This window comes from Citrobacter europaeus (assembly GCA_020099315.1).
Taxonomy (GTDB): Bacteria; Pseudomonadota; Gammaproteobacteria; order Enterobacterales; family Enterobacteriaceae; genus Citrobacter; species Citrobacter europaeus.
The window spans coordinates 2,373,297-2,397,425 of record CP083650.1 but is presented as its reverse complement, the minus strand read 5'-3'; the positions used below and the strand labels follow the sequence as shown (position 1 = coordinate 2,397,425).

General features: G+C 53.1%; 22 protein-coding genes and 1 pseudogene. 16 read left to right on the top strand and 7 right to left on the bottom strand.

The features are described 5' to 3' along the window. Window positions 1-23: 23 nt before the first annotated feature. From LA337_11325 to LA337_11310, 4 genes are read left to right on the top strand one after another with little or no spacing between them, the layout of a single operon-like run. Complete coding sequence (locus LA337_11325) at window positions 24-1,046, top strand: ABC transporter permease (protein ID UBI18232.1); 1,023 nt, start codon at window positions 24-26, stop codon at window positions 1,044-1,046. Continuing rightward, on the top strand, window positions 1,043-1,939 hold the full coding sequence (locus LA337_11320) for a D,D-dipeptide ABC transporter permease (protein UBI18231.1): 897 nt from the start codon (window positions 1,043-1,045) through the stop codon (window positions 1,937-1,939). The genes LA337_11325 and LA337_11320 overlap by 4 nt, the downstream gene beginning before the upstream one ends. After that, a complete protein-coding gene (locus LA337_11315) occupies window positions 1,936-2,922 on the top strand; it encodes an ABC transporter ATP-binding protein (protein UBI18230.1) in 987 nt (328 codons plus the stop codon). The genes LA337_11320 and LA337_11315 overlap by 4 nt, the downstream gene beginning before the upstream one ends. Further along, a complete protein-coding gene (locus LA337_11310) occupies window positions 2,915-3,850 on the top strand; it encodes an ABC transporter ATP-binding protein (protein UBI18229.1) in 936 nt (311 codons plus the stop codon). Before LA337_11315 ends, LA337_11310 begins: the two co-directional genes overlap by 8 nt. A gap of 30 nt (window positions 3,851-3,880) precedes the next feature. Here LA337_11310 and LA337_11305 read toward each other — a convergent pair whose 3' ends face one another. Continuing rightward, window positions 3,881-4,771 carry a LysR family transcriptional regulator gene (locus LA337_11305; GenBank protein UBI18228.1) on the bottom strand — a complete coding sequence of 297 codons (891 nt, stop codon included), beginning with the start codon at window positions 4,769-4,771 and terminating at the stop codon, window positions 3,881-3,883. A 142-nt stretch (window positions 4,772-4,913) separates the two neighbouring features. Here LA337_11305 and LA337_11300 point away from each other — a divergent pair, with 142 nt between their 5' ends. The 6 genes and pseudogenes from LA337_11300 (at window position 4,914) to LA337_11275 (ending at window position 10,628) form a co-directional block, all read left to right on the top strand. After that, entirely contained in the window at window positions 4,914-5,621 is a 708-nt protein-coding gene (locus LA337_11300) for a CoA transferase subunit A (protein UBI18227.1), read from the top strand. Window positions 5,622-5,623: 2 nt separating this feature from the next. Then, window positions 5,624-6,280, top strand: coding sequence for a CoA transferase subunit B (locus LA337_11295; protein ID UBI18226.1), 657 nt, complete (start codon window positions 5,624-5,626; stop codon window positions 6,278-6,280). Window positions 6,281-6,290: 10 nt separating this feature from the next. Further along, window positions 6,291-7,496, top strand: coding sequence for an acetyl-CoA C-acetyltransferase (locus LA337_11290; protein UBI18225.1), 1,206 nt, complete (start codon window positions 6,291-6,293; stop codon window positions 7,494-7,496). Further along, window positions 7,486-8,409 (top strand): 3-hydroxyacyl-CoA dehydrogenase family protein, encoded by a 924-nt coding sequence (locus LA337_11285; protein UBI18224.1) that lies wholly within the window; start codon window positions 7,486-7,488, stop codon window positions 8,407-8,409. Before LA337_11290 ends, LA337_11285 begins: the two co-directional genes overlap by 11 nt. Before the next feature lie 43 nt (window positions 8,410-8,452). Further along, window positions 8,453-9,846, top strand: a pseudogene (locus tag LA337_11280) (GntP family permease). A gap of 11 nt (window positions 9,847-9,857) precedes the next feature. Continuing rightward, window positions 9,858-10,628 carry a 3-hydroxybutyrate dehydrogenase gene (locus tag LA337_11275; protein UBI18223.1) on the top strand — a complete coding sequence of 257 codons (771 nt, stop codon included), beginning with the start codon at window positions 9,858-9,860 and terminating at the stop codon, window positions 10,626-10,628. A 47-nt stretch (window positions 10,629-10,675) separates the two neighbouring features. On the opposite strand, the gene osmC is transcribed toward LA337_11275, so the two are convergent. Next, a complete protein-coding gene (gene osmC / locus LA337_11270; protein ID UBI18222.1) occupies window positions 10,676-11,107 on the bottom strand; it encodes a peroxiredoxin OsmC in 432 nt (143 codons plus the stop codon). A gap of 227 nt (window positions 11,108-11,334) precedes the next feature. Here osmC and sra point away from each other — a divergent pair, with 227 nt between their 5' ends. Together sra and maeA are read left to right on the top strand one after the other, a co-directional pair. Beyond that, window positions 11,335-11,475, top strand: coding sequence for a stationary-phase-induced ribosome-associated protein (sra, locus tag LA337_11265; protein UBI18221.1), 141 nt, complete (start codon window positions 11,335-11,337; stop codon window positions 11,473-11,475). Between the two features lie 180 nt (window positions 11,476-11,655). Beyond that, window positions 11,656-13,353, top strand: coding sequence for a malate dehydrogenase (gene maeA, locus LA337_11260; GenBank protein UBI18220.1), 1,698 nt, complete (start codon window positions 11,656-11,658; stop codon window positions 13,351-13,353). Between the two features lie 69 nt (window positions 13,354-13,422). Here maeA and LA337_11255 read toward each other — a convergent pair whose 3' ends face one another. Beyond that, entirely contained in the window at window positions 13,423-14,325 is a 903-nt protein-coding gene (locus LA337_11255) for an endonuclease/exonuclease/phosphatase family protein (protein UBI18219.1), read from the bottom strand. Between the two features lie 464 nt (window positions 14,326-14,789). Between LA337_11255 and LA337_11250 the strand changes: the two genes are divergently transcribed. From LA337_11250 to LA337_11240, 3 genes are all read left to right on the top strand, one after another. After that, complete coding sequence (locus LA337_11250; protein ID UBI18218.1) at window positions 14,790-16,505, top strand: ATP-binding cassette domain-containing protein; 1,716 nt, start codon at window positions 14,790-14,792, stop codon at window positions 16,503-16,505. A gap of 220 nt (window positions 16,506-16,725) precedes the next feature. Beyond that, window positions 16,726-17,004, top strand: coding sequence for a type II toxin-antitoxin system RelE/ParE family toxin (locus LA337_11245; protein UBI18217.1), 279 nt, complete (start codon window positions 16,726-16,728; stop codon window positions 17,002-17,004). Next, window positions 17,004-17,288 (top strand): HigA family addiction module antidote protein, encoded by a 285-nt coding sequence (locus LA337_11240; protein UBI18216.1) that lies wholly within the window; start codon window positions 17,004-17,006, stop codon window positions 17,286-17,288. Before LA337_11245 ends, LA337_11240 begins: the two co-directional genes overlap by 1 nt. A 44-nt stretch (window positions 17,289-17,332) precedes the next feature. On the opposite strand, the gene LA337_11235 is transcribed toward LA337_11240, so the two are convergent. The 4 genes from LA337_11235 to fdnG form a co-directional block, all read right to left on the bottom strand. After that, on the bottom strand, window positions 17,333-17,935 hold the full coding sequence (locus LA337_11235) for an inorganic diphosphatase (GenBank protein ID UBI18215.1): 603 nt from the start codon (window positions 17,933-17,935) through the stop codon (window positions 17,333-17,335). 129 nt (window positions 17,936-18,064) lie between these two features. After that, the gene (fdnI, locus tag LA337_11230) at window positions 18,065-18,721 is read right to left on the bottom strand and encodes a formate dehydrogenase-N subunit gamma (GenBank protein ID UBI18214.1); all 657 of its coding nucleotides are present in this window, start codon (window positions 18,719-18,721) and stop codon (window positions 18,065-18,067) included. Continuing rightward, window positions 18,714-19,598, bottom strand: coding sequence for a formate dehydrogenase N subunit beta (gene fdnH, locus LA337_11225; protein ID UBI18213.1), 885 nt, complete (start codon window positions 19,596-19,598; stop codon window positions 18,714-18,716). The genes fdnI and fdnH overlap by 8 nt, the downstream gene beginning before the upstream one ends. Window positions 19,599-19,611: 13 nt before the next feature. Beyond that, complete coding sequence (gene fdnG / locus LA337_11220) at window positions 19,612-22,659, bottom strand: formate dehydrogenase-N subunit alpha (protein UBI18212.1); 3,048 nt, start codon at window positions 22,657-22,659, stop codon at window positions 19,612-19,614. A 287-nt stretch (window positions 22,660-22,946) separates the two neighbouring features. On the opposite strand from fdnG, the gene yddG reads away from it, so the two are divergent. Beyond that, the gene (gene yddG, locus LA337_11215; GenBank protein ID UBI18211.1) at window positions 22,947-23,828 is read left to right on the top strand and encodes an aromatic amino acid efflux DMT transporter YddG; all 882 of its coding nucleotides are present in this window, start codon (window positions 22,947-22,949) and stop codon (window positions 23,826-23,828) included. Window positions 23,829-24,129 lie beyond the last annotated feature (301 nt).

The following is a 24,129-nucleotide window of genomic DNA, read 5'->3' as shown; positions in this document are numbered from 1 at the left end:
TCTGGCTCCGCAAGGGGAAGCTAATGACGTTCTGGAGTATTTTACGCCAGCGATGCTGGGGACTTATTCTGGTGGTTATCGGTGTTTGCGTAATCACCTTTATTATTTCACACCTGATACCAGGCGACCCCGCGCGGCTGCTGGCGGGCGATCGCGCCAGCGATGAAATTGTCGAAAATATTCGCCAACAGCTGGGGCTGAATCAGCCGCTGTATGTGCAGTTTTTTCGCTATGTCAGCGACATTTTTCATGGCGATTTAGGCATCTCTATTCGCACCGGACGTCCGGTACTGGATGAGCTACGCATTTTCTTCCCCGCTACCCTTGAGCTGGCTTTCTGCTCCTTGTTGCTGGCGCTGATTATTGGGATTCCGTTAGGTATTTTATCTGCAGTATGGCGCAACCGCTGGCTTGATCACCTCGTTCGCCTGATGGCGATCACCGGCATCTCCACGCCTGCATTCTGGCTGGGGCTGGGGGTTATCGTGCTGTTTTATGGGCATCTGCAAATTTTACCCGGCGGCGGGCGTTTAGACGACTGGCTGGATCCGCCTGCTCACGTTACCGGGTTCTATCTGATAGATGCACTGCTGGAAGGCAATGGCGAAGTCTTTTTCAATGCGCTTCAGCACCTGATCCTGCCATCACTGACGCTGGCATTTGTGCACCTGGGGATTGTCGCTCGCCAGATTCGCTCCGCCATGCTTGAGCAACTGAGTGAAGATTACATTCGTACCGCTCGCGCCAGCGGGCTGCCGGGCTGGTACATCGTATTGTGTTACGCGTTGCCTAATGCGCTCATCCCCTCGATAACCGTTCTCGGCCTGGCATTAGGCGATCTGCTCTACGGCGCGGTGCTGACTGAAACGGTCTTCGCCTGGCCAGGCATGGGCGCGTGGGTGGTGACGTCGATTCAGGCGCTCGACTTCCCGGCGGTAATGGGATTTGCCGTAGTGGTCTCTTTCGCCTATGTGCTGGTTAACCTGGTGGTGGATTTGCTCTATTTGTGGATAGACCCACGAATTGGACGTGGAGGCGCACAATGATGCTCACACAAGAAACGCCGACCGCCCCTCAGACAACACGCCGCCGCACGGACTGGGCTAAACTGTTCTGGATGATGAAAAGCAGCCCACTGACGATGGTTGGCGGGGTCATCATTGTACTGATACTACTGCTAATGGTGCTGTCGCCGTGGCTAACCCCTTACGATCCCAATGCTATCAATTTGAGTGCACGTCTGCTACCCCCGTCAGCCGCGCACTGGTTTGGTACCGATGAAGTTGGCCGCGATCTGTTCAGTCGCGTTTTGGTGGGAAGTCAGCAGTCGGTCGTTGCGGGGCTGGTGGTGGTGGGTATTGCCGGAGGATTGGGTTCGCTGCTGGGGTGTCTGTCTGGCGTCATGGGCGGACGTGCCGATGCGATTATTATGCGGATAATGGACATTATGCTGTCTATTCCCTCGCTGGTGCTGACGATGGCGCTGGCCGCCGCGCTGGGTCCAAGCCTGTTTAACGCCATGCTGGCGATTGCCATCGTACGTATTCCGTTTTATGTGCGCCTCGCCCGCGGTCAAACGTTAGTGGTGCGCCAGTTTACCTATGTGCAGGCCGCACGAACCTACGGGGCTTCACGCTGGCATTTGATTAGCTGGCACATTTTACGTAACTCTCTGCCGCCGCTCATTGTGCAGGCGTCGCTGGACATCGGCAGCGCGATCCTGATGGCCGCCACGCTCGGGTTTATTGGTCTGGGTGCACAGCAGCCCAGTGCTGAATGGGGGGCGATGGTCGCAATTGGCCGCAACTACGTGCTTGATCAGTGGTGGTATTGCGCTTTTCCTGGCGCCGCCATTCTGATTACCGCCGTGGGTTTTAATCTCTTTGGCGATGGTATTCGCGATCTGCTGGATCCGAAAGCCGGAGGAAAACAGTCATGACACAACCTGTGCTGGAAATTGAAGATTTGCATCTGAGTTTCCCCGGCTATAAAGCTGACGTGCATGCGCTGAACCATGTATCGCTGCATATCAACCGCGGAGAAATCGTTGGCGTGGTGGGTGAATCCGGTTCCGGTAAGTCCGTGACGGCTATGCTCACCATGCGTTTGTTGCCGGAGGGAAGCTATCATATTCACCAGGGGCGCGTTTCGCTGCTGGGTGAAGATGTGCTCAACGCCAGCGAGAAGCAAATGCGCCAATGGCGCGGCGCACGTGTGGCGATGATCTTTCAGGAACCCATGACGGCGCTGAATCCGACCCGACGTATAGGTCAGCAAATGGTGGAAGTTATTCGCCATCATCAGGCGTTAAGCCGCACGGATGCTCGTCAGAAAGCCATCGCTTTACTCGACGAAATGCAAATCCCGGACGCGTCGGAAGTCATGAAACGTTTCCCGTTTGAGCTTTCCGGCGGGATGCGTCAGCGGGTAATGATTGCCCTGGCCTTTTCGTGCGAGCCGGAGCTTATCATTGCCGATGAACCGACCACCGCGCTGGACGTCACGGTACAACTGCAGGTGCTGCGTTTGCTGAAGTTAAAAGCGCGCGCCAGCGGGACAGCCGTATTATTTATCAGCCATGATATGGCGGTGGTTTCACAGTTATGCGATCGGTTATACGTCATGTATGCCGGGAGTGTGATTGAGAGTGGCCCGACGCAAACTGTTATTCAACGCCCAACGCATCCCTATTCCATTGGTCTACTGAAATGCGCGCCGGAACACGGTGAGCCACGCGCATTACTGCCCGCAATTCCCGGTACCGTGCCGAACTTAACCTGTTTACCGGCCGGATGCGCATTTCGCGAGCGCTGCTTTGCCGCTGGCCCACGTTGTGAAGAAACGCCTGCGTTAAGCAGTCAGGGAGGCGCGGATCAACAATCTGCCTGCTGGTATCCGCAACTGGAGACAACACATGTCTGATTTTTTACTGGCGCTGCAGGATGTTCATGTCAACTTCCCTGCGCGTAAAAACTGGCTCGGCAAAGTAACGGAACGGGTGCATGCGCTCAACGGCCTGGATTTACAGATCCGTCAGGGAGAAACGCTGGGGATTGTCGGTGAGTCCGGCTGCGGAAAAAGTACACTGGCGCAACTGCTGATGGGGATGCTGAAACCCAGTCAGGGTAACTATGCTTGCCGGGGGGACACGCAGCACAACGGTATGCAGATGGTCTTTCAGGATCCCCTTTCATCGCTGGATCCGCGCTTACCGGTGTGGCGGATAATGACCGAGCCGGTGTGGATCCAAAAGCGGAGTCCGGAGCGTGAGCGACGCATGCTTGCCGAGGATTTGGCGCGCCAGGTGGGGATTCGCCCGGAATACCTCGATCGCCTGCCGCATGCGTTTTCTGGCGGACAGCGTCAGCGTATTGCCATCGCCCGGGCGCTATCATCAGAGCCCAATGTGATTGTTCTCGATGAACCTACCTCGGCGCTGGATATCTCCGTGCAGGCGCAAATTCTCAACCTGCTGGTGTCATTGCAGGCGCGCAGGAATCTGACTTACGTGCTGATATCGCACAACGTGTCGGTGGTCCGCCATATGAGCGACCGGGTGGCGGTAATGTACCTCGGGCAAATTGTCGAGCTCGGCGATGCGCAGCAGGTACTCACTCAGCCCGCTCATCCCTACACGCGATTATTACTGGACTCGGTCCCCAAAACGGGCGCACCGCTGGCGGAAGATTTGGTGTTGCGCAAAACCGAACTCCCGGGGAACCGTACGCTGCCTCAGGGCTGCTTTTTCCGTGACAGATGTCCGCTGGCAACCCGCGGTTGTGAGCAGAAACAGCCATTGCTGAAAAGTGACACCGGATGTGAGGTTCGCTGCTGGCGGGCGTTGGCATAACCTTAACGGCTGGCGTAATGCGTGAGAGCATCAGGCGCAATAGGCCTTTTTCAGTGAATCCACCAACACTTCTGAGGCGGTGGACAACTTATGATGCGCCGAACGCAAAACGCCGATCCGCCGCTGGATCACCGGCGTATCCAGATCGATACAGGTAGCGCCCAGCTCGGTCATTTGCGTACGGCACAGGGCGGGTACGGCACTGCCGCCCAGTCCGTTGGCTACCAGCCGGCCAATGGTCACCAGTTGATGGCTCTCCAGCGCCACCTCCAGCGTATGTCCACTTTGCACCAGTTGTTCTTCCAGCATCAGGCGCACGGCAGAAGGACGTTGCAGTGTGATGAAATCCAGCGTTAACAGTTCGCGCCACGCAATACGATCCCTGCCCGCCAGCCGGCACGTTGGCGGCACAATGGCGATAAAACGATCCACACCGAGCGGCGTGAAATGCAGATGACCTGAATAGTCCGGCTCAAAGGCAATCCCCATCTCTACCCGCCCTTCACTGACCATTTCAATTACGTGTTCGTTAATCACATCGTGAACCGTTACGTTGATACCGGAGTAGGAGTCCCGAAACGTTTTTAGTACCGATGGCAGGACGTTAGCAGCGAATGAGGGCATGGCGGCAATAGAGATTTTCCCGCGCTGTAGCGTGAATCGCTGGCGCATTGCCTCTTCCGTATTTTCCCAGTCCGCCAGCAGTTGTCGCCCCATGTTCAGCAGCGTTTCGCCCTCTTGCGTCAGGGTCACTTTGCGTGTGGTTCTCAACAGTAACGCCCCGCCCAGCGAATCCTCCAGTCCTTTAATCGCCAGACTTAGTGCGGGTTGCGACATATTCAGTCGTTCACTGGCATGAGCAAAATTCAGAGTGTGAGCTACCGCTAAAAACGCGCGTAACTGTTTGATGCTCATTCCCATTTCGCATTCCCTTAACTTGTTGAATACCTTTAATTAACATTAAATTGATAAAAAAACCCAATGAGTGAGTCACAAATTTAAAATTAACAAATCATTTTTCACCCCCAATGATGTCAGCAAGGACAACAGAAGGGGCAAGTGTATGGCTGGACTGGATAAACGGGTTGCCACTTATCAAGAGGCGCTGGAAGGACTAACCGATAACATGACGTTGCTGGCTGGCGGTTTTGGCTTATGTGGGATCCCTGAGAACCTGATTGCCGAAGTACGTCGTCGGGAGGTTCAAGGGCTTACGGTTGTGTCAAACAACTGCGGCGTGGATGGTTTTGGCCTTGGTGTACTGCTGGAAACGCGCCAGGTACGCAAGGTTGTCGCATCTTATGTGGGTGAAAACGCCCTCTTTGAGCAACAGGTACTTAATGGTGAACTGGAAGCTATCCTGACGCCGCAGGGCACGCTGGCAGAGCAACTGCGTGCGGGCGGTGCGGGGATCCCGGCATTCTATACCGCAACCGGATACGGGACCCCGGTTGCGCAAGGCAAAGAAGTTCGCGAGTTTGCCGGACGCCCTTACATCTTAGAACAGGCGATAACCGGTGATTTTGCGTTGGTTAAAGGCTGGAAAGCTGACTGGTACGGCAACGTTATTTATCGCCACACCGCGCAGAATTTTAATCCGCTGATGGCCGCCGCCGGGCGTATTACCGTTGTGGAAGTCGAAGAAATTGTCCCTCCCGGAGAGCTGGATCCCGCCGCAATTCACACCCCAGGAATTTTCGTTAACCGCCTGATTCAAGGGCAGTTTGAAAAACGTATTGAACAACGCACCCTGCGCCAGAAAGGAGCCTGACCATGTTAACGCGTGAACAAATGGCGATGCGTGTTGCCCGCGAACTGCGCGACGGTTATTACGTCAACCTTGGGATTGGTATCCCCACTCTGGTGGCGAACTATATTCCCGATGGCATGGACGTAATGCTGCAATCGGAAAATGGTTTGCTGGGTATGGGCCCGTTTCCTACGGAAGATGAAATTGATGCTGACATGATCAACGCCGGGAAACAGACCGTGACGGCGCGCAAAGGTGCGGCGATCTTCGATTCGGCGCAATCTTTCGCCATGATCCGCGGCGGCCACGTTGATCTTACGGTGCTTGGCGCATTTGAAGTGGATGTTAACGGCAATATCGCCTCATGGATGATCCCCGGAAAAATGGTGAAAGGCATGGGCGGCGCGATGGACCTGGTTGCCGGAGCCGACAACATCATCGTGGTGATGACGCATGCCTCCAAAAGCGGAGAGTCGAAACTGCTCCCCGCCTGCACCCTGCCGCTGACCGGCGTAGCCTGCATTAAACGCGTGCTTACCGATCTGGCGCTACTGGAAATTGCCGACGGCGCGTTCATTCTGCGTGAGCGTGCGCCGGGCATCAGTGTGGATGAGATTGTCGCCAGAACCGCCGGCAAGCTGATCGTTCCCGAAAATGTCCCCGAAATGCACTTTAGCTGAGGAGCTGACCATGCAGGATGTTGTTATTGTCGCGGCAACGCGCACCCCGATTGGCAGTTTTCATGGCGCACTGGCGCCGCTTTCGGCGGTTGAACTGGGTTCGGTGGTGATCCGTTCGTTGCTGGAAAAAACAGCCGTAACCCCTGAGCAAATTGATGAAGTGATTTTAGGTCAGGTCCTGACGGCGGGCTGCGGCCAGAATCCGGCCAGACAAACGGCATTACGCGCAGGCCTGCCGGTAACTACGCCGGCGTTAACCATTAATCTGGTGTGCGGCTCGGGCCTTAAAGCGGTGCATCAGGCGGTACAGGCTATTCGCTGCGGCGATGCGCAAATCGTGATTGCCGGTGGGCAAGAGAGCATGAGCAATGCGCCCTATTTTCTCGATGGCGCTCGGGCGGGCCTGCGACTGGGTCATGCCAGCATGAAAGACAGCGTGGTGCATGACGGTCTGTGGGATGCGTTCAACGACTATCACATGGGTATTACCGCCGAAAATCTGGCGGATAAGTTTGCCATTAGTCGTGAGCAGCAGGACGCTTTTGCCCTTCGCTCCCAGCAAAAAGCCGCCGCCGCCATTGAAGGTGGTCGTTTTAGCGCGGAAATCACGCCGGTCAGCGTCCCACAGGGCAAAAAACCGCCGCGTGTAGTGGATCATGACGAACAGCCACGTCCGGATACTCAGGCCGATAAACTGGCGCAGCTCAAGCCAGCATTTCGCCCAGGTAACGGCACGGTGACCGCCGGGAATGCCTCGTCAATCAATGATGGCGCCGCCGCGGTAATGTTGATGAGCGCCGCCAAAGCGGCAGAACTCAACCTGCCGGTTATGGGCCGGGTGGCGGGCTACGCCGTCTCCGGCGTCGACCCTGCGATTATGGGCATTGGGCCAGTAGAAGCGTCACTCCAGTGCCTGAAGCGAGCGGGCTGGACGTTAAATGATGTCGATCTCATTGAAGCCAACGAAGCCTTTGCCGCACAAGCGCTGGCGGTTGGCGAATCCCTGAACTGGGACGGTAATCGGGTGAACGTGAACGGCGGAGCGATTGCGCTGGGCCATCCCATTGGTGCCTCAGGTTGTCGAATTCTGGTGACACTGCTGCATGAAATGTCCCGCAGCAATGCCGTCAAAGGGCTGGCTACGCTGTGCGTAGGCGGCGGTCAGGGCGTAGCACTGGCGGTGGAACGTTCGCAGGAGGCATCTCATGCAAAGTAAACCTATCTGCGTACTGGGTGCGGGTTTGATGGGCGTCGGTATTGCCACTCACTTCGCCCGGTATGGTCACGATGTCTGGCTGTATGACACCGACAGCAGCCGCATTGCGGACATTGGCGCCGTTGCCAGCGGCATTATGGATGAACTGATTGCTACCGAACAGTTTGCCGCAGACGAAAAAACACAGGTTGTGAGCCGTCTGCATGGCACTACCTCGCTACAAGATATTGCCGCGTGTGGGTTGCTGATTGAAGCCATCCCGGAGCGACTCGAACTCAAGCACGCGTTGTATGCGCAACTGGAAGAGCTGATCGCGCCGGAGGCCGTGATTGCCAGTAATACCAGCGGCCTGCCGCCGGATGCGCTGGCAGAAAAGCTCGCCCATCCCGAACGCTTGCTGATCGCCCATTTCTGGCACCCGCCGCATTTTATTCCGTTGGTCGAAATTGTCCCCGGCACGGCCACGAAGCCAGAATACCTGCATGCGCTGCAACAGCGACTGCTTTCAATGCAACTGGAAGCCGTGGTGCTCGATCGCGCCGCACCGGGGTTTGTTGGTAATCGCCTGCAGTTTGCCCTGCTGCGCGAAGCGTTGCATATCGTCAAAAGCGGTATCGCCAGCGCAGAGGTGGTGGACCAGGTCATGCGCGCCTCGCTTGGTCGTCGCTATGCGATGGTTGGTCCGCTGGAGGCGGCAGATATGACCGGACTTTCTACGGTGCAGGATATTTGTCGGCATCTGCTACCGGAACTGGCAACCGGTAGCGACATGATGTCGCTGGTCGCTGACAAAGTTGCCAACGGTGATACCGGTTTACGCAGCGGTCAGGGATTTTATCGTTGGGATGATTCGCGCAAGGAATATATCCAGCAACGCAGAGAGCATCAGCTGCGCTTTGCCCTGAAACCGTAACTTCTCTTTCTGTACCCCACTATAACAATGATATTGAGGAGTCATGATGAGTGTATTAATCGCCCTGGCAGCGCTGGGCCTGCTGATGCTGGCAGCCTATCGCGGATATAGCGTCATACTTTTTGCCCCCATCGCGGCATTAGGTGCTGTATTGCTTACCGAACCCAGCGCCGTCGGACCTGCTTTTACCGGCCTGTTTATGGAAAAAATGGTCGGTTTTGTGAAGCTTTACTTCCCGGTGTTCTTGCTGGGAGCAGTGTTTGGCAAGTTAATCGAGTTATCTGGTTTTTCACGCTCCATTGTCGCCGCCGCCATCAACATTCTCGGCCGTCGCCACGCCATCCCGGTGATTGTGCTGGTGTGTGCGCTGTTGACCTACGGTGGCGTGTCGCTGTTTGTAGTGGCGTTTGCGGTGTATCCGTTTGCGGCGGAACTGTTCCGCCAGAGTAATATCCAAAGCGCCTGATCCCGGCAACCGTTGCGCTGGGGGCCTTCTCTTTCACTATGGACGCCCTGCCAGGCACGCCGCAGATCCAGAACATTATTCCGACCAGCTTCTTTGGGACTAACGCCTGGGCCGCGCCGTGGCTGGGTTTGATAGGTTCCGTGTTTATTATCGTTGTCGGTCTGGTTTATCTCGAGCGCCAGCGTCGTAAAGCCCAGTCGAAGAATGAAGGATATGGCACTGAACTGTTAAACGAGCCCGAAACGCCAGATAACATTAATCTGCCGAACCCGATAATTGCTATCTCTCCGCTGATCCTGGTTGGCGTATTTAACCTGCTGTTCACCCGCTGGATCCCCCAATGGTATGGCGCCACGCATCAGTTAGAGCTTCCGGGTCTTGCCAAACCGATTACCACCGAAGTCGGTAAAATCACTGCTATCTGGGCGGTAGAAGCGGCGCTGATTTCTGGAATTTTACTGGTGGTACTCTTCGGCTATCGCAACATTAAAGGTCGTCTGGCGGAAGGGAGCAGAACGGCGGTTGGCGGTGCGATCCTCGCAGCGATGAACACCGCATCAGAGTACGGCTTTGGCGCAGTGATCGCCGCCCTGCCGGGTTTCCTTGTGTTGTCCAAAGCGCTGGCGGCCATTCCCGATCCACTGCTCAATGAGGCTATCAGCATCACCACGCTTGCCGGGATCACCGGTTCGGCGTCTGGCGGGATGAGTATTGCCCTCGCCGCCATGTCTGACACTTTTATTGCCGCTGCCCATGCCGCCAATATCCCACTTGAAGTCTTCCACCGCGTGGCGTCAATGGCCAGCGGTGGTATGGACACCCTGCCACACAACGGCGCGGTCATTACCCTGCTGGCCATTACCGGTCTCAGCCATCGTCAGGCGTACGGTGGGATTTTCGCCATTACCGTCATTAAAAGTCTGGCCGTGCTGTTTGTTATCGGCGTCTTCTACACCACCGGAATTGTTTAAGGAGAATCATCATGAACTTAACGGGAAAAACTGCCCTTGTAACCGGTTCAACCAGCGGTATCGGATTAGGCATCGCACAGGTGCTGGCGCAAGCGGGAGCAACCCTGATCCTTAACGGGTTTGGCGATGTTGAAGCCGCCAAAGACGCCGTGGCGCAGTATGGCAAAACGCCGGGCTATCATGGCGCGGACCTGAGCGATGAAGCGCAAATTGCTGACATGATGCGCTATGCTGCAAGCGAATTTGGCGGTGTGGATATCCTGGTTAATAACGCCGGGATACAGCACGTTTCACCGGTGGAAACCTTCCCGGTTGATAAATGGAACGCGATTATCGCCATTAATCTCTCTTCTGTCTTTCACACCACGCGCCTGGCGCTTCCCGGCATGCGTAAGCGTAACTGGGGGCGCATTATTAATATCGCTTCTGTTCACGGGCTGGTGGCCTCAAAAGAGAAGTCCGCCTATGTGGCAGCGAAGCATGGCGTGGTGGGACTAACCAAGACCATTGCGCTGGAAACCGCGCAAACGGGCATCACCTGCAATGCGCTGTGCCCCGGTTGGGTGCTCACACCGCTGGTCCAGCAGCAGATTGATAAACGAATTGCCGAAGGCGCTGAGCCTGAAGCCGCGCGTGACGCCCTGCTGGCGGAAAAGCAGCCGTCGCGCGAATTCGTCACGCCGGAACAGTTGGGTGAGCTGGCGCTATTTTTGTGCTCAGACGGCGCGGCGCAGGTGCGAGGCGTTGCGTGGAATATGGATGGCGGTTGGGTAGCGCAATAACATCATCTGGTGCCGGATAAGACGCAGTCGCATCCGGCACGCCACGATTAAGACTTCAACTGATAATCCAGCGTAATTTCCGCGTTCAGCACCTGCGATACCGGGCAGCCCGCTTTCGCTTTCTGGATAATGCCGTCAAACGTGGCGGCATCGATCCCCGGGACGCTCACCTCGCTGTGCAGCGCGACTTTGGTGATAGCAAACCCGGCATCCACTTTATCCAGAGAAACATCGGCAGTGGTATCAATGGCATCTGGCGTAAAACCCGCTTCGCCCAACATCAGAGAAAGCGCCATTGAGAAGCAGGCCGCATGGGCCGCGCCAATCAACTCCTCGGGATTGGTGCCTTTCACCCCTTCGAATCGGGTATTAAACCCATACGGTTGCTGATTCAACACGCCACTTTCGGTCGATACGGTACCTTTACCGCGCTTAATGTCGCCTTCCCAGTGTGCCTGACCTTTCTTATGGATAGTCATTACCGTTCTCCTGTGTTGTCGTTGGAGTTACAAGTATAGGACGGCTGAGAAAAAGCATGGCACATACGGGAAAGTTCTCATTTGCCGCTTAAGCATTGACCTTTCAGATAAAATGACCGACCATCCAGAAAGCCGTTATTTTGAACATCGGCTTTCTATCAGGTTGTATTTCGTCCGTTGTCATACGGGCTCGCCCTTGAAACCAGTAACAGGATTAAGGAGTTAGAATGAAATCGAACCGTCAGGCCCGTCATATTCTCGGACTGGACCACAAAATCTCAAATCAACGTAAATCCGTGACCGAAGGTGACAAAACCAGCGTGGTCAATAATCCTACCGGAAGAAAGCGCCGCGCTGACGGCAAGTAGACCTTTCGCACGTCTGACTGAATAACGAGATAAACACCATTGCAACCGCAGTGGTGTTTTTGCTTATAAAACCCCTTTACCCATTCACAATGCTTTATACTTCGCCCGTTTCCCTGGCGAACAGGCCACATACGATCATAAAGAGTGCCAGGGACGGTTATTCAAAAAAGAGTGAGTGACATGGAAAACGAAACTAAAAAACTGCGTTCCCTTTACATCCCTTACGCTGGCCCGGTACTGCTGGAATTCCCCTTACTGAATAAAGGGAGCGCTTTCAGTGTGGAAGAACGCCGTAACTTCAACCTGCTGGGGTTACTGCCGGAAGTGGTCGAGACGATTGAAGAACAGGCCGAACGCGCCTGGATCCAATATCAGGGATTCAAAACTGAAATTGATAAACACATTTATCTGCGTAACATCCAGGACACCAACGAAACCCTGTTTTACCGACTCGTGCATAATCACCTCGATGAGATGATGCCGGTTATCTACACCCCAACGGTCGGCGCGGCCTGTGAGCGTTTCTCTGAGATCTATCGTCGCGCGCGCGGCGTATTTATCTCTTATCAGAACCGCCACAATATGGACGACATCCTGCAAAACGTTCCTAACCACAATATCAAGGTTATCGTCGTTACCGATGGCGAACGTATTTTGGGTCTTGGCGATCAGGGCATCGGCGGAATGGGGATTCCAATCGGTAAACTGTCGCTGTATACCGCGTGTGGCGGAATTAGCCCGGCCTACACCCTGCCAGTGGTACTTGACGTCGGGACCAACAATCAGCAACTGCTCAACGATCCGCTGTATATGGGCTGGCGTAATCCGCGCATCACTGATGATGAGTACTACGAATTTGTCGATGAATTCATCCAGGCCGTGAAGCATCGCTGGCCGGACGTACTGTTGCAGTTTGAAGACTTCGCGCAGAAAAACGCCATGCCTCTCCTGACCCGTTATCGCGATGAAATCTGCTCGTTTAACGACGATATTCAGGGTACCGCGGCGGTGACCGTTGGCACGCTGATTGCTGCCAGCCGCGCGGCCGGTAGCCAGTTGAGCGAACAAAATATCGTCTTCCTCGGGGCGGGTTCCGCCGGTTGCGGGATTGCCGAGCAGATCATCGCGCAAATCCAGCGTGAAGGCTTAAGCGAAGAAGCGGCGCGTCAACGCGTATTCATGGTTGATCGCTTTGGCCTGTTAACCGATAAGATGCCGAACCTGCTCTCTTTCCAGACCAAACTGGTGCAAAAACGAGAAAACCTCCAGCACTGGGATACGCAAGAAGATGTGCTGTCGCTACTCGACGTGGTACGCAACGTTAAGCCGGATATCCTGATTGGTGTTTCCGGACAGACCGGCCTGTTTACAGAAGAAATCATTCGCGAAATGCATAAACATTGTCCGCGTCCGATCGTCATGCCGCTGTCTAACCCGACTTCCCGCGTAGAAGCTACGCCACAGGATATTATCGCCTGGACAGAAGGTAATGCGCTGGTTGCGACCGGTAGCCCGTTCGCGCCGGTACTGTGGAAAGAGAAAATTTATCCGATCGCCCAGTGTAACAACGCCTATATCTTCCCGGGTATCGGTCTGGGGGTTATTGCTTCTGGCGCGTCGCGCATCACTGATGAAATGCTGATGTCGGCAAGCGAAACGCTGGCGCAGTATTCACCGCTGGTGCTCAACGGCGAAGGACTGGTGTTACCGGAGCTGAAAGACATTCAGACGGTGTCGCGCGCCATCGCTTTTGCCGTGGGGAAAATGGCCCAGCAGCAAGGCGTGGCGGTTAAAACGTCCGCCGAAGCGCTACAACAGGCGATTGACGATAATTTCTGGCAGGCGGAATATCGCGACTACCGTCGTACTTCTATCTGACGCTTTGCCCGGCGGCAAACTGCTGCCGGGCAATGTTAAGCGTTTGATGAACAAAAGGCTGTATGTGGATCACTGCTCTGAAAGTTCAAGCTCAGCAATAACCGGCAGGTGATCGCTCGCCGTAGACCACGTAAATTCGGATGAATTATGTGGGATCTGCAGATTTTTGACGTTCCACTTTTGCCCTTTAAATGTGAAAATATGGTCTATATCAATCGCTGGGTTAACGGCTGGCCAACTGCGCGTATCAATTCCCTCTTTCGTCACTTCATTGAAAAAGTAACGTATTTCTTTAAGGGGTTGTTCATCCCGGGTTGAATTGAAATCGCCCGCCAGGATTTTAATTGAAGATGCGATATCCGGGAAATCTGTTGTTGCGTCACCAATGCTAATATCTAACAGGTAACGCGCCTGCTCAGTTCGCATGGTTGGATCTTTTTGCCAGTCGAGGTGAGTTACCATGATGATCGGTGCGGAATCAAAGCCGGGAACATCTATCTGCGCCAGTAATGCCACACGCTGTTCTGCATCACCCGACGGTAATTTCACGACCTGCGAATGCAGTATTTTATATTTGGAAAGAAGACCTAATCCGTATTCACCGCCGTCAAAGTCGATAGCTTTTCCAAAGACATAATGCAGTTTATTGGCATCAGCGATTTTTTTGAGTTGATCAATTTTTTGGCTACGACCTGTTTTATTATCAACCTCCGGAACCGCAATAATATCGGCATTTATTCTTTCAATCGCCGAATTAAGTGCAGTAAAATCCGCTACATCAGCAGAGGCTTCATTTTTACCAATGTTATAGGTGGCAATCTTTAAATGAGGTTTTTGTTGCGTGTAAATTTTGTCGGGAACCCCACCTTTTTGAACTTTAAGTATCTCATTACCCGCAAGTTTTTCACTTGCCTGTGCATTTGCAAATAAACATCCCAGCGCAATCATCGTTAATGTAATTGTTTTTTTCATGTTATCTATTCTCCAAATAATAAAATAGTGTGCAGAGGATACTGGAGAATGTAGATCGTTGTTGTGATCCTTAACTCATACTTTTGACGCGATGAAAATTAACTTTCGCATGAATAATCTGCGTTCATTCCTTCTGAATCAAGGTAACTGTTCCCGTATCAGTGTTTACGGTTCCAATGCTGCCGCGTGCAAAGCTTGCGCGACCGCGTAACTTGCGATTACACTTTCGCTACCGATCAACATTCTGAAAAACAAAAGGAGGATACTTATGCTGTACTGTGAACGTTTTATCGTTTCACATGCTTTTGGCGATCGCCAGTGCTCAAGCGTTATCGGTATCGTGCTGCGATAACTTCTGCTTGAGCGAAGCTAACTTCTAAATCCCCTTCTCTCGGGCTTACCGGGTTATCGTCAGCGATGTTTGACGAGGCGTTTTCACGCCTGTAACTCTTGAGTAAGCAACAATGAGCACATTACTAACCGCACAATCCTTACACGTTGATACGGCATTCGGCACGCTATTCGACGATCTTTCCTTTACCCTGAAAAAAGGCGACCGCATCGGGCTTATCGGTTACAACGGCTGTGGCAAAAGCACGCTGTTAAAACTGCTCGACGGCACGATCTCGCCCACCAGTGGGGCAATCGCGCAGGCGAATCACTGTCATCTCGCTCGTGTGGAACAACATCTACCTGACGATATACTGCCGCTTACGCTGCAGGAAGCCGTTCTCGCTCAACTTCCCGAGCATGAACGCGCAGCTCAGCAGTGGCGGGTTGAAGCACTGCTTGCCGAAATGGGGTTCACGCCGGAGAATTTATCCCTGACAGCACAAACGCTGAGCGGCGGCCAACATACGCGTCTGCTATTAGCGCGGGCGCTGATGCGAAATCCTGACTTACTGCTGCTGGATGAGCCGGGTAACCACCTGGATTTGCCCACATTACTGTGGCTGGAACAGTTCTTACAGAACTGGTCTGGCAGTTTTGTGGTGGTTTCTCACGACCCGCAGCTGCTGGACGCGGTGACTCACGGAACGTGGATCTTGCGCGATCGCACTCTCCATGCTTTTGATCTGCCCTGTAGCGCGGCGCGTCAGGCGCTGGCAGAAAGAGACGTCAGCGATGCTTTGCGCCATAAGGCTGAACAAAAGGAGATCGACCGTGTGGCCGCCAGCGCCAGGCGGCTGGCTACCTGGGGGCGGGTCTACGACAACGAAGATCTCTCCCGCAAGGCCAAACAGATGGAAAAACAGGTACAACGCCTGAAAGAGGTACAGACGGAAGTGACGTCAGGGAGTCAGTGGACGCTAACATTGCAGGGGGATGCTCTGCGTGCGGATCGTTTGCTGGAGATGACAAATCTGTCCGTAGCCCCTGCTCCCGGCGCTGATACGCTGTTTTCCATTGCCGGTATCCGGTTAAAAAGTGGCGATCGCGTGGCGATTGTCGGGCGTAACGGTTGCGGGAAATCGTCGCTGTTAAGGCTTATCTGGCAACAGTTTCAGTCACAGATGGCATCACCTTCACTGGTGTTACACCCGCGCGTTACGCTGGGGTATTACGACCAGACGCTGCATCAGCTCGCAGACAACGATTCGTTATTTGACGCGCTGGAAGCGTTTGCCCCGCAGCCGGAGATTCGCAAGATGGCGCTGATTAGCGCGGGTTTTCCGTGGGTCCGACATGCGCAGCGAGTCAGTACATTAAGCGGCGGTGAACGATCCCGGCTGCTGTTTGTGGGTCTGACGCTTGCGCGCTACAGCCTGCTAATGCTCGATGAACCGACCAACCATCTGGATATGGAAGGTAAAGAAGCGCTGGCAGAAACGCTGCAGAGCTATAACGGCGGCGTGTTGCTGGTCAGTCATGACCGTCAGCTTATCAGCCAAAGCTGTAACCGGTTTTGGTTAATCGACAATGGCGAACTGAGCGAATGGCACGATCTGGACGCGGTCAATGCGCGTATTCGGGAAACATCCTCTGAGATAACTGTTCCCAAAACGGTGGTCGAAGCGAGGTCCGAAATCAGCGTTGACAGCGATGGATTGCTGGAACAACTCCTCGAGCTGGAGCAACGTCTGGCCGACGATCTTGCGCGCAAGCCAAAACATCAAAAGCCGTTGTTACAGGCACAATGGCGGAAGGAGATTGAGCGTCTGAACTCACAACTGGAGTAAACCGCATTGCCGGATGGCGCAAGCTTATCCGGCCTACATCAGCAAAATGCGCGTGTAGGCCCGTCATCCGGCAATTCTTGCGTGACGCTTTCCAGATATTCCCCTTCTCCCTTTTTCTTTTTGCACATTCGCCGCAAAATTTAAAACATCGCAATCCTGGTGTTGCGCTTAAAGGAACATTAATGGTAATGTTCCTCTTGAAGGAACAAGGAAGATATGGATGATCATGAACTTCAGACACAAAGGATTGCGCGATTTGTTTCTTTATGGGCGAACATCAGGCGTTATGGCGAAGCATGTCCGACGATTACGACACAGGCTTGCCGTTATTGATGCGGCAAGTAAGGTTACAGATATCAATATGCCCGGCTATAAGCTACATCCTCTGGTGGGTGAGCGTGACGGCATATGGGCAATTACTGTTTCAGGTAACTGGCGTATTACGTTTGAATTCGTCAATGGCGATGCGTACATACTGGACTACGAGGACTATCATTGATGAAGATGGCAAATCATCCCCGTCCTGGGGATATCATTCAGGAAGCGCTGGACGAACTCAATGTCAGCCTGCGCGAGTTTGCCAGGGCTATGGAAATTGCACCTTCAACGGCAAGTCGACTATTAACCGGGAAAGCGGCCCTGACGCCTGAGATGGCGATTAAACTCTCTGTGGTGATTGGCAGTTCACCCGAAATGTGGTTAAACCTGCAAAATACCTGGAGTCTGGCAGAGGCCCAAAAAAGCGTGGATATTTCACGCCTGCGTAAGCTGGCAGTACAATGATAAAAGTTGAATGCCGGATCAACTTTTGCCATCCGGCATGCTAATTATTGCTGCGGTTTTTTCTCTTTCCAGGCCTCCCAGGCCTGTTTGATCTCTTGCTTCGCCGTAGCGGCATCGTTGAAACCGTTTAATTCGACCTTCTTGCGCCCTTCCGGCAGATCTTTGTACACGCGGAAGAAAGATTCCAGACGTTGAACTTCAATCTTTGGCAGATCGCTCAGCTCTTTGATGTTGTCATAAGTAGGGTCAATTTTACTGGCCGGAACGGCAACAATTTTGTCGTCCTTTTCACCGCCGTCGATCATCTTCAGTACGCCAATAGCGCGCAGCTTAATCAACGTTCCCGGAGTCAGCGGCGCGCGGGTATAAAAGATAACATCCAGCGGGTCGCCGTCACCGGCTAAAGACTGGGTCAGAGAACCGTAGTTGGCGGGATAGGCAACCGGCATGGACTGGAAGCGATCGGCAATGATAAAACCGGTTTTGGCGTCAGTTTCATATTTGATTATTCCACCTGCCGGGATTTCGGTCACGGCATAAAACTCTTCCGGGTTATTCTCCGGCTGCGGAAATTCGAGGACATTCTGCGCCTGAGCGGATGCACAAAGAAATAGGCTGACTGCGAGTAATTTTTTCACCAGATGCATTGTCTTTTAACTCTTCTATTATTGGAAAGACAACACCTTACGTTCAGCAGATGACAGAAACATGACGTTTTTTTGGCAAAAAAATGGCGCTACATCGGTAGCGCCATTACGTACAGGGAACGTCAGGAGTTAGTTAACCCCTTCCTCGCTCTCTTTTTTCGCTTCTTGTCTTTCAACTTCGCGATACCAGCGTGGGTGATGTTTCTTCGCCCAGCGACGGCTCACTTTCCCTTCAACCATGCCTTTAATCGATCCTTTCACCCAGAATGCCATATACATATGGATGAGGATGGCGTGCATCAGGATAATCCCCGCCGCCGCATGGATCAGCAGGCTATAGCGCACAACCTGCATCGGGAAGAACTGCGCAAAGTACGGACGCCAGATAATGATACCAGTAATCAACAGCACGAAAATCATGCTCATGATTGACCAGAACATCATTTTCTGCCCGGCATTGTACTTGCCCACATCCGCCACTTTATGTTCATTGCCTTTCAGCACTTCCACAATGTTTTTCAGCCACGGGATATCTTTTTTATCCGGGATGTTGTGGTGAACAAAGCGTACAAACATGAACATCAGCGCCACGAAGATCAGTATGCCGAAGAACGGGTGCAAAATGCGTCCCATCTGCGGCGTACCGAAGGTCTGCGTCAGCCATTGCAGAGTCGGGAAGAAAAAAGAAATCCCCGACAACGCCACCAGGAAGAAGCAGATCACCACCGTCCAGTGACAGGCGCGGTCGATAAACTTCGTGCGCACAATCATTTTCGACTTACTCATGATGATCCTCCTCGTCGTCGTCCACTTCCTTATTCGGGCCGATACCAATGTAGTGGTAAATCAGCCCGGCGAAGGTGGCGATAAATCCGGCAGCGGCCAGCGGTTTCAGCGCCCCTTTCCACAGATTGATAGAGGTATCGATCTGCGGATCTTTCGGCAGGCCATGATACAGCTCCGGCTGGTTGGCATGATGCAGAACGTACATAACGTGCGTACCACCCACACCTTCCGGATTGTAGAGACCGGCGTGTTCGAAACCGCGAGCCTTCAGTTTTGCCACGCGCTGTTCGCCCATTTCCAGCATTTCCTGCTTAGTGCCGAAATGTATTGCTCCGGTCGGACAAGTCTTCACGCAGGCAGGTTCCTGCCCGACGCTGACCCGGTCCACACACAGCGTACATTTATACACGCGGTTATCCTCTTTATTGAGGCGCGGAATATTAAATGGACACCCGGCAATACAGTAGCCGCAGCCAATACAGTGTTCTGACTGGAAATCGACAATCCCGTTGGCGTACTGGATGATAGCTCCGGCAGACGGGCATGCCTTCAGGCAGCCCGGATCTTCACAGTGCATACAGCCGTCTTTACGAATCAACCACTCCAGCTTGCCGTTCTGTTCGGTTTCGGTAAACCGCATCACCGTCCAGGACTTGGCGCTGAGATCGGCGGGGTTATCATACACCCCGACGCAGTGGCCGACTTCATCGCGGATATCGTTCCACTCTGAGCATGCCACCTGACAAGCTTTACAGCCTATACAGGTGGAAACGTCGATCAGCTTCGCGACCTCCGCTTTATAATCACGGGCCTGAGGCGGCGGCGTGATGGAGTTTGTTGCGGACCTTTTGATGATGTCCTGCGTTTCCATAGACATATGTTCGCCTCCCTTACGCCTTCTCGATGTTAACTAAAAACGCTTTGTATTCCGGCGTTTGCGAGTTTGCATCACCGACATTCGGCGTCAGGGTGTTGGCGATATAGCCTTTACGCGCGACTCCTTCAAAGCCCCAGTGGATTGGGATCCCAACCGTTTCAACCTGCTGACCGTTGACGTTCAAAGTACGCAGACGACGGGTCACCACGGCAACTGCGCGAATAAATCCACGCTTGCTGCTGACTTTCACGTGATCGCCGTTGTTGATACCTTTCGCTGCCGCCAGCGTTTCGCTGATTTCCACAAACTGCTCTGGCTGGGCAATCGCATTCAGCAATGCGTGCTTGGTCCAGGTATGGAAATGTTCGGTCAGACGATAGGTCGTCCCGACGTACGGGAAGTCCTGTTTCGTACCCATGCGGAGCTTATCCGCTTCGTACAGACGCGCTGCCGGGTTGGAGATCACGTTCGGGTGCAGCGGGTTAGTACCCAGCGGAGTTTCCATCGGCTCGTAGTGTTCCGGGAACGGACCTTCCGCCATCTTATCGATAGCAAACAGACGCCCCAGCCCTTCCGGCTGCATGATAAACGGATTGGTGCCGCTGCCTGGCGCTGCGGTATTGAAGTCCGGGATATCGTTCCCCGTCCACTTCGTACCGTTCCACTGGATAAGCATGCGTTTTGGATCCCACGGTTTACCCTGTGGATCCGCCGAAGCGCGGTTATACAGCACGCGACGGTTCAACGGCCATGCCCAGGCCCAGCCCAGCGTATTACCGAGACCTGACGGGTCGGCATTATCGCGATTGGCCATCTGGTTGCCCTGCTCGGTCCAGCTACCGGTATAAATCCAGCAGGACGATGACGTAGAACCATCATCACGCAGCAACGCAAAGCTGTTGAGCAACTGACCTTTTTTTGCAACCAGCACGCCGTTGGCATCATAGAGGTCTTCCAGCGCATAGCCGTTGTTCTCTTTTGCCACTTCCTCGGAGTGCGGTTCGTCCGGCTGCTTATAGTTCCAGCTCATTTTCAGAACGGGTTCTATCGCTTTACCGCCTTCAGTGCGATACATGTCGCGCAGACGATGGTAAATACCGGCCAGAATTTCGCCGTCGTTGCGGGCTTCACCCGGTGCGTCCTGACCTTTCCAGTGCCACTGCAGCCAGCGGCCGGAGTTGGCGATGGAGCCGTCCTCTTCCGCAAAGCAGGTCGATGGCAAACGGAAGACTTCGGTCTGAATAGATGCCGGATCGACGTCGTTTGATTCACCGTGGTTCTGCCAGAACGTTGAGGTTTCGGTCACCAGCGGATCGATAACCACCAGATACTTCAGTTTGCTCAGGCACTGCACCACTTTGTTTTTGTCCGGGAAGGACGCAACGGGGTTAAAGCCCTGACAGATGTAGCCGGTGACTTTTCCGCTATCCATCATGTTGAAGTATTTGATGACGTCGTAGGACTGATCCCACTTCGGCAGCCACTCAAAGCCCCAGTCGTTCTCTTTCTGCGCCGCATTGCCGTAGAAAGATTTCATTAGACTGACGAAGAACTTCGGATAGTTACCCCAGTAGTTAACCTGGTCGGCCAACGTCGCTTTTGGCGTATTAGCAGCCAGATAGGTTTGCAGATCCGTCTGTTTCTCTGACGGCAGCGTCAGGTAACCTGGCAGACTGGTAGAGAGCAGACCTAAGTCGGTTAATCCCTGAATGTTGGAGTGACCACGTAAGGCGTTAACCCCGCCACCTGCCATCCCCATGTTGCCGAGCAGCAACTGGATCATCGCCATGGTACGGATGTTCTGCGCCCCTACGGTATGCTGTGTCCAGCCCAGCGCATACAGGAACGTAGTGGTGCGATCCGCCGCGCTGGTGGAAGCCAGTACTTCGCAGACTTTCAGGAAGTCTTCTTTCGGCGTACCGCAGATGTTTTCCACCACATCTGGCGTGTAGCGGGAAACGTGCTGTTTTAGCAGATTCCACACGCAGCGAGGATGGCTTAACGTTTCATCGCGTTTCGCGTAGCCGTTTTCATCGAACTGGTAGTTCCAGGACGATTTATCGTATTGGCGTTTTTCCGCGTCATAGCCGCTGAACAGACCGTCTTCAAAAGCAAAGTCATCCCGCACCAGCAGACTGGCGTTGGTGTAATGCTTCACGTATTCAGCGTTAATTTTGTTGTTTTCAATCAGGTACAGTAAGACGCCGGACAGGAACGTAATGTCCGTGCCGGAACGAATTGGCGCATAGATATCCGCCACCGAGGCTGTACGAGTAAAACGAGGGTCAACAACAATCAGCGTGGCATCATTGTTGTTTTTGGCTTCCATCGCCCAGCGGAATCCCACCGGATGTGCTTCAGCGGCATTACCGCCCATCACCATCACGACGTTAGCGTTTTTAATATCAACCCAGTGGTTGGTCATCGCACCGCGACCAAATGTTGGAGCAAGACTTGCTACCGTTGGTCCGTGTCAGACGCGCGCCTGGTTGTCTACTGCCAGCATGCCGAGTGAGCGCACAAATTTTTGCGTCAGCATGCCAGTTTCATTACTTGCCGCAGATGCGCATAGCATCCCGGTTGAAAGCCAGCGGTTTACCGTTACGCCCTGCTCATTCTTCTCAATAAAGTTGGCGTCACGGTCAGTTTTCATCAGCTTCGCGATGCGGGTGAATGCTTCATCCCAGCTGATACGCTGCCATTTGTCGGAACCAGGAGCGCGATATTCCGGGTAACGCAGACGGTTTTCACTGTGCACGTAATCCAGTAATCCTGCGCCCTTAGGACATAATGCCCCGCGGCTCACCGGATGATCCGGATCCCCTTCAATATGGTAAATCGACTCTTTGGCGTTTTTTGCTCCATCTCCCAGGCTATACATTAATAGCCCGCAACCTACGGAACAGTATGTGCAGGTGTTTCGGATCTCTTTGGCGCGTAACAGCTTATAGTTTCGCGCCTGAGCCAGTGCCATTTTGGGTGCAAAACCCAGAGCGGCTACTGTTGTTCCCGCCATACCGCCCGCGCAGATTTTAAAAAATTGTCTGCGGCTGACGTCCATTGCTTTCCTCTTTTTTGCAGGGGTTCGTACAGGAAATCTCTCAAATTGCGCGAGCGCGGCAGTCTGAAAGATGCCATGTACAACTTCGCGACGAAACTATCAGCTATATCCATATTTTTTTTGCGTCAAATCAATAACGAAACGGTTCCGCTACTAAATAGTGCACTTTGTTTAACCTTTGTACCCATAAGGGAGTATGGGAAAGGCAATTGATTAGCGCGCTACGGTATAAAAGTGCTATAAATTTCAGCTTAATTTTTTGCCAGCACCATGGACAGACAATCAGAATGACAAAACAAAAAGCAACGTTAATTGGGCTCATTGCCATAGTGCTCTGGAGCACTATGGTCGGACTCATGCGTGGAGTAAGTGAAGGGCTGGGTCCTGCGGGCGGCGCGGCAATGATTTTTTCGTTAAGCGGCCTGTTACTGATTTTTACCGTCGGCTTTCCGAATATCAGGAAAATACCTGTTCGCTATTTAATCGCCGGTAGCGTGCTTTTTGTTAGCTATGAAATCTGTTTAGCGCTGGCTCTCGGTTATGCGGCTACTCGTCACCAGGCTATTGAAGTCGGTATGGTTAATTATCTCTGGCCAAGTCTGACGATATTGTTTGCTATTTTATTTAATGGTCAAAAAACAACCTGGCTGGTAATCCCTGGATTAATTATCGCATTGACCGGGGTGTGTTGGGTGTTGGGTGGCGAAAATGGCCTTAACCTTGATGAAATTATCAGCAATGTTGCCAGCAGTCCGCTCAGCTATTTTCTCGCCTTTCTCGGCGCTTTTATCTGGGCAACGTATTGCACGGTGACCAATAAATATGCAAAAGGCTTTAACGGCATCACCGTGTTCGTTTTACTGACGGCAGCAACTTTGTGGGTTTACTATTTTATTACCCCTCAACCGCAAATGGTTTTCAGTACTTCGGTGACGATTAAAATGTTCACTGCAGCGTTAACGTTAGGATTTGCCTATGCTGCGTGGAATATTGGCATTTTGCACGGCAACGTGACCGTCATGGCTGTTGGGTCTTATTTTACCCCGGTGCTCTCCTCCGCGCTGGCCGCTGTGTTGCTCAGCGCCCCGCTGTCGCTTTCGTTCTGGCAAGGTGCGCTGATGGTCTGCGCAGGCTCTCTGCTTTGCTGGCTGGCAACGCGACGAGCCTGATAAAAAGTCGGGTTTTATCACAAACAAATAAAACCCGGCTATACTTTAGGCAAATTGATGAATAATATTTGTCCATCCTACCTGCGAATTATGTTTATATTTGTTTAATTAAATGTTAAATATATGGTAATTAATTAACGTCCGAAAGTATTACCGGGTCATCTATAATCTCTTCACTTGTATATATTACACCTACGAAATTAACACCATTTAAACCATAGCCCGCACAATAGTCCCGTATGTAAATATACCCATTCAGATCTGTCACATATTATGATTAATACAATCAGCTATATTATGT